Here is a 6,000-nt window from a genome sequence, read left to right as displayed (position 1 = left end):
TCGACACCGTTGGCCGGCTTCCCGCCGGCGGCGGACGCGTTCGAGTCGCTGCCGCGGTTGCAGCCCGTGGCGAGCCCCGCCAGGACGACCACGGCAGCGGCCGTGGCCGCGATTCTGGAGGAGCGAGGGTTCATCGTGCTGATCTCCTTGGCTGGGATGACCGGCTCCCCTGCGGGGGCGGGGAGCCGGTGTGGTGGGGACCGAGAGGCCTGTCCCCGGAAGTGAGGCGGGGGTGATTGAGCCGGACTGCCCTTCCCGGCCGTCATACAGGAGGGAGGCCGTTCCTGGATGTGGGGATTCGTGGCAGGCACGCCGGATCGGGCCCTCCGCAATCATCGGATGCCTTGCGATCACGAGGACCTTATGAGCTTGGCACCCGGCTGACAATAGGGAAACTTCGGACGAATCTCAACCGCAACGTGCGGGCTTCCACCCCGGGCCGCAAGGACTGCTATCGCCCCTCAGGGCTGGAGCTTTGATGAACAGTTAGGGTACTGTCGGAACCCCTGCCCGCAACGGTCGCCGACAGGCGCCGGAGGGCCTCTTGCGGTGGGTGGCCAACACTCGTGCGGCCATGGCGGTCACGGATACATCCGATGTGTTGGCTCGGTGAAGAGTCCCGGCCCGCAGACCTGTGACGGGAGTCAGGGCGTGAAGCCACTGCGGATCGGACCAGCGGGGAAGAGGTTCCGGCAGTCCTCGGCGATGACGGCCGGGTCTTCGACCTCTCGGACCTGACCGGTGACATCGACCGGGCGTTCCTCGCTTCGGAGAAGGTTGGAAGCCTCGTGGAAGGGGGCGGGTGCCGGTCGGCCCCGTGCCGGGGACACCGGCAGAAACAGAGCTCGCCCCGCCCGCAGCTGGTGCTGTGGCGCCCGGGGGCACCCGAAGGGCACGTCACACCCCGTCGACGTGGCGATTCGGATCGTCAGGGCCGCCGACCGATCGGAAGGCGGCTTCATCTGCGGGGGATCGCCGGCCCCGTGGTCCGGCGATCCCCGCATGGTGCCCCGCGTTCCGACGCACGCCGGGCACCTCTGTGCGATCGCTGGTCGAATCTATGGCGACAACAGGGTCGGCGGAGTGCGGAGTTGCACAGCAACCAGGGCCGAACGGTGCCGAAGTGCACAGTGATCGCGTGATCTGCGGCCGCGCGCAGGGATCCGGCAGGGGTGATCATGCCGAGCGACGGTGTTCCGGACCTCTCATGGCCGGCCGGGCGAGCCGGCCGGGCGGACGACATCCGCCCGGCTTCGTCCGGCGACCAGTCGGGAGTCCCTGCGGGGCGGGGGCCAAGCGTGGCCGCCGTGGAAGGCGGCGGTGAGGCGGCGGCGGCGGAGGGCTCCCACACCGGTCACGGCCAGGGCGGCCCAGGTGGTGCGGCCCGTGGGAGTGGGGGCGTCCTCCGGAAGGCGCCAGCCCGGAGGGAGTGGCTCGCCCGCCCGCAGCGCGGCGAGAAGGGGAAGCACACGGGGGGCGGGCCGCCCGTACGGGTCGGGATGCGACGTACGGCGGGTCAGGGCGACCGCGACCAGAAGGGCAACGAGGCTGCTCAGCACCATGGCGGCGCCCGGGTCCGCCCCGAGGACCGTCACGGCCGTCCGGGCGGTGACGACCGAGACCACGATCAACAGCGGGACGACCACGGCGGTCGGCAGCCTGAGCGAACGCCCACCGGTGACCGCAGTGCCGCCGCCGACCAGCAGACCACGGCTCCGTAGGCGCGCCTCCAGGTCCCGGGCGGGCGCGCTGGGGCCGAACGCGGCGTGCGGGGCGCCGAGCCAGCCGGTGCCGGAGGGGCCGAGCGCGGCGAGCAGGACGGCCTCGACCTCGTCGCGGGGGCGGGGCCGGACCACCCGGACCATGCCGTGCCGGTCGATCTCCACCCGGGCCGTGAGGAGCAGCCGCACCAGCGCGGTCTCGGCCACCCGCCACGGCCCGCCGGCCAGGTAGGCCAGCTCATGGAGCGACAACTCCTCGACCCGCCCGGCCCGTCCCACGCGCACGATCCACCACTCCCCCGCACACCCGCCGTCCGGCCGGTGCCCGCAAGGCTACCGGCGCCGGTGGCAGCGGAAGGTCGGACGGACCGCCTGCGGGGCCCGGTCCGGGGACGACGACGCGGCCGTCCCGGCCGTCCTGGTCGTCCCGGCTGTCACCCGGGTGTTCGCCGAGCGGGCGTCAGGCGCCCGCTCAAGCGTCGGGTCAGACGCCAGGTCAGGCGTCCGGGTTCTTGCCCTGCTGGACCCGCCTGATCCGTTCCACCTGGAGCGCGGTGAACTGCTGCAGCGTCTTGTGGTCGCGCTCGTCCTCGTCGAGCTCGATCAGGACCACGACGGTTCCGACCCGCATCGCCATGGCCGAGGCGACGACGGGATGCGAGGAGTCGTCCGAATCGGCGGGCCGCTCGAAGCCCTGCGACTGCTCGGCGCCCGTCTTCAGGCTGATCCGGTGCGCGTTGCTGTCGCTCTTCTCCAGCGACCCCACCATCGCCTCGAAGGCGGGGCCGGCGTTCTCCGGGGTGTCGAAGGTCAGCATGGTGAAGCGGATGTCGTTGTCGGTGTTGGAAGCCTGCTCGTACCGGACGGTGCCGCCCAATTGGAGACCGGAGCAGCTGCTCGACAGCTTCTTCCGGCAGGTGCTGGACGCCTCGGCCTGCTCGATGGCCTTCGGCGGGTTCGCGCCCGGGGCGAGTCGCCACCCCGAGGGGAGCGAGATCGAGCTCGGCAGCGCGTCCCGCACCTGGTTCGGCTCCGACAGCGCCACGCCGGCGCTGAACGCCGCCCCGGCGCCGCTGGAACTGCACGCCCCCGCCCCCAGGGCGAGCGCGGCGACGGTCCCCGCCAGTGCGAGATTGCGTCCGTACTGCTTCAGCTTGTTGTCCATCAGGTGCCCCCGTTGCGCTCTTCACCTCGAAGATCATCAGCGGACATCAAATCACACGATCTCCTGGCGGTTCCCGTCCTGCCCGTCTGCGCCGGGCCGCACCTCTGATGGGGACTCAGTGATCTTCCGTCGACGCGCGAGGGCCCCGACCGCCGTACCGGGTCGGGGCCCTGCGCGATCACGGCCCGGTCGGACGGGGCCGAACCCGTCCGCCCGGACCCCGGTGGAGCACGACCGCCCGGCCCCGGGGATCAGGACCAAGGCTGTCGGACCGCTGGTTGGTCACGAGTGCGCCCGGTTGATCACGAGTGGATGACGCCCTGGGTGGCGCGGCCGTCGCCGTCCCAGTCGCCGGTGACGGGGGTGTCGCCGGCGTTGCCGTAGCTGACGGAGGTGACCGTGCCGTCGTCGTGGCGGAAGTAGAAGGTGTGGTTGCCGGGCATGTAGACGCCGACGTCGGTGCGGCCGGAGTGGTCCCAGTCCCCGGCCAGGGGGATGCTGTTGGGGTTGCCGAAGGCGATGGTCCGGTCGGCGGGGCCCTCGGTGTTGCTGTTGCGCAGGTAGAAGGTGCTGGTGGCCGGGTCGTAGAGGCCGACCGTCACGGTTCCGTTGCCGTCCCAGTCGCCGGCGACGGGCTTCCAGTCGCCGCCGTTGCCGAAGGCGAAGGAGGTCACGTCGCCGTTGGCGTGGCGGAGGTGGAACTTGGCGGTGTCGGGCATGTAGACGCCGAGCTGCGAGGTGGTGCCGTCCCAGCGGCCCAGCACGGGGCGGTTGCCCGGGTTGCCGAACACCAGCGTCGACTGCGCCGCGTTGCCCGAGTTCGCCAGGAAGAACGTCGAGGTCGTCGGATCGTAGGCCGCCTGCGTGTCCGTGCCGTCCCCGTCGAAGTCACCCGCCAGCGGGATCATCGGCGTGTTCCCGAAGCCGAAGGCCGGGCGGGTGGACACCGCGGACGCCGCGTTGTCCGACAGGTACCAGGTCAGCGTCCTGGGCTCCGGCTTCGGCGGGGTCACCGGCCCCGGGTTGTCCGGGTACGGGTTCGCGTGGTCGGCCCCGAGGCCGGCCCTGGGGCCGCAGACCGGCCAGGCGTTCTGGCCCTGGGAGGCGAGGACCTTCTCGGCGATCAGGATCTGCTGCTGCTTGGTGGCCTGGTTGGCGTACGGCGCGTACTGGCCGCCGCCGTTGGCGATCCAGGTGGACTGGAGGAACTGGAGGCCGCCGTAGTAGCGGGGGCTCGTGGAGGAGACTATCGACCAGTCGCCGCCGCTCTCGCACTGCGCGACCTTGTCCCAGGTGGCCACGGAGGCCGCGGTCGCGGAGCCGGCGGTGGCGGCCAAGGTCGCCGGGGCCAGCGAGACGGCGGCGCCGAGGGCGAGCACGCTGCTCAGGCGGGAGCGGGAGCGGGAGCGGGAGCGGGTGCGGGTGCGCTGCATGGACATGGATGTTCCTTGGAGTGGGCTCGGTTGACGGTCCGCCCGGCACGGCGAGTGCACCGGCAGGCGCGGACGAGTACGCCGGAGGGCGTTCGCGAGGTGCCCGGCACGCGCTTCGCACCGGGCACCCGGGACGGACCGGTCAGAGGGTGAGGTCGAAGGAGACCGCGCTGGCGCCGCCCGCGGTACCGGGGACGACGTTGTCGTGCCAGCCGGTGGAGTCGCTGTAGATCTCGTGCAGCACACCGTCGTTGACGAGCTCCACGACGCGGTCGCCGGTCGCCTTGACCTTGACCGAGACGGAGGTGATGTTGCCGCTCACTCCGGGAACGACGTTGTCGCGCCAGACCTCTCCGTCGGAGTAGATCTCGTGCAGTACACCGCCCTCGACCGCCTCGATGACCCGCTGCCCGGTCGCCTTGTTGATCGCGAACCCGAGCGCACTGATGTTCCCGCCCACGCCCGGAACGACGTTGTCGTGCCAGCCGTCGGAGTCGGCGTAGATCTCGTGCAGCACACCGTTCTCGACCGCCTGGATCACCCGCCGACCCGCCGGACTGTAGGCGATGTCCAGCGCGCTCACGTTCGCCACACCCGGGATCACGTCCTCGTGCCATCCGGTCGAGTCCGTGTAGATCTCGTGGATCGTCCCGCCCTCGACCGCCTCGATCACCCGGTACCCGGTGTTCGGGTCGAAGGCGAAAGCCAGGGAGTCGATCGTCCCGGAAACCGGAACGGCCTCGTCGTGCCAGCCGTCGGCGGCCGTGTAGATCTCGTGCAGCGCACCGTTCTCCACGGCCTCGATCACCCGCTGACCCGACGGACTGTAGGCGAAGGCCAGCGCACTCAGGTTCCCCACACCCGGCACCGGGTTGTCGTGCCAAGCGGAACCCTTGGTGTAGACCTCGTGCAGCGCTCCGCCCTGGATCGTCTCCAGCGTCCGGTTGTTCGCCGTCGGCTTCGGCGGCGTCGGCGTGGCGTCGTCGACGATGCTGTTGTTGCGGACCGGCCTGTAGGGGTTGCCACGAGTGCCCGGGAAGTAGGGGTACGGGATTTCCCGGTGATGGACACCGCTTCCGCTGAACTCGTAGCCCATGTAGGAGTTGTGGGAGCTGTCGACCCAGCGCTCGAAGAGGACGATGTGTCCGTCGTTCCCGTAGGCGTCGTTCAGCAGCGCGTCGCCCGGCTTGAGGTCCTCCTTGCCGATCCGGGAGGTCACCCCGGTGGGGACGAATTCGGGGGTGGTCAGCGAGTAGCTCAACTTCCAGGCCATGGAGACGTACCCGGAGCAGTCCGTGCGGTAGCCCTGGTAGGCGTTGCTGCCGTTGTACTTCAGACCGATGTCGACCCACGAGGCCGCCCGGTTGATGACCTGACCACGCGTCAGGCTCGGCGCGCTCACGTTGGAGGTGGCGGAGGCCCACGGGGCGGTACCCGGCTCGCTCGGCGTGATCGGGCCCTGGCCGGCGCCGCCCACGTCCCCGTCGAGGGTCGCGTTCACCGAGGCGACGCTCTGCGGCGTCGTTTCGGCCTGGGCCGGCACGGCGGTGAGGACGGCGGAGGCAAGACCTGCTACGAGGAGCGCTGTGACAGCACGGGTGACGCGCTTGCTGGGCATGTGGGTACCCCTTGTCTTGTCGATGGGTTGAACTCTTGTGAGAGGTGGTGCCGATGGGCCACG

Annotated in this window: 4 protein-coding genes; all 4 read right to left on the bottom strand. The window is 70.9% G+C overall.

The genetic code is table 11. The annotated features are described in order from the left end of the window. Nucleotides 1–1,205: 1,205 nt before the first annotated feature. Nucleotides 1,206–2,006, bottom strand: a complete 801-nt coding sequence (locus tag ACFC1F_RS16560) for a TIGR04222 domain-containing membrane protein (RefSeq protein WP_376158931.1) — start codon at nt 2,004–2,006, stop codon at nt 1,206–1,208. Nucleotides 2,007–2,217: 211 nt separating this feature from the next. Continuing rightward, a complete protein-coding gene (locus tag ACFC1F_RS16555) occupies nt 2,218–2,886 on the bottom strand; it encodes a hypothetical protein (protein WP_376158929.1) in 669 nt (222 codons plus the stop codon). Nucleotides 2,887–3,188: 302 nt separating this feature from the next. Continuing rightward, nucleotides 3,189–4,325 (bottom strand): transglycosylase family protein, encoded by a 1,137-nt coding sequence (locus ACFC1F_RS16550; RefSeq protein WP_376158927.1) that lies wholly within the window; start codon nt 4,323–4,325, stop codon nt 3,189–3,191. 136 nt (nt 4,326–4,461) lie between these two features. Further along, nucleotides 4,462–5,937 carry a hypothetical protein gene (locus ACFC1F_RS16545; protein ID WP_376158925.1) on the bottom strand — a complete coding sequence of 492 codons (1,476 nt, stop codon included), beginning with the start codon at nt 5,935–5,937 and terminating at the stop codon, nt 4,462–4,464. Between the last annotated feature and the right edge of the window lie 63 nt (nt 5,938–6,000).

The organism is Kitasatospora sp. NPDC056181 (genome assembly GCF_042266225.1).
In the GTDB taxonomy this organism is placed as follows: Bacteria; Actinomycetota; Actinomycetes; order Streptomycetales; family Streptomycetaceae; genus Kitasatospora.
The sequence above is the reverse complement of the archived record's forward strand: the minus strand, read 5'-3'. Positions and strand labels throughout refer to the sequence as shown.

What these genes read in the sequence shown, in the direction of transcription:
- ACFC1F_RS16550 (WP_376158927.1), bottom strand. Translation starts at nt 4,325, where the DNA reads ATGTCCATGCAGCGCACCCGCACCCGCTCCCGCTCCCGCTCCCGCTCC.
- ACFC1F_RS16555 (WP_376158929.1), bottom strand. Translation starts at nt 2,886, where the DNA reads ATGGACAACAAGCTGAAGCAGTACGGACGCAATCTCGCACTGGCGGGG.
- ACFC1F_RS16545 (WP_376158925.1), bottom strand. Translation starts at nt 5,937, where the DNA reads ATGCCCAGCAAGCGCGTCACCCGTGCTGTCACAGCGCTCCTCGTAGCA.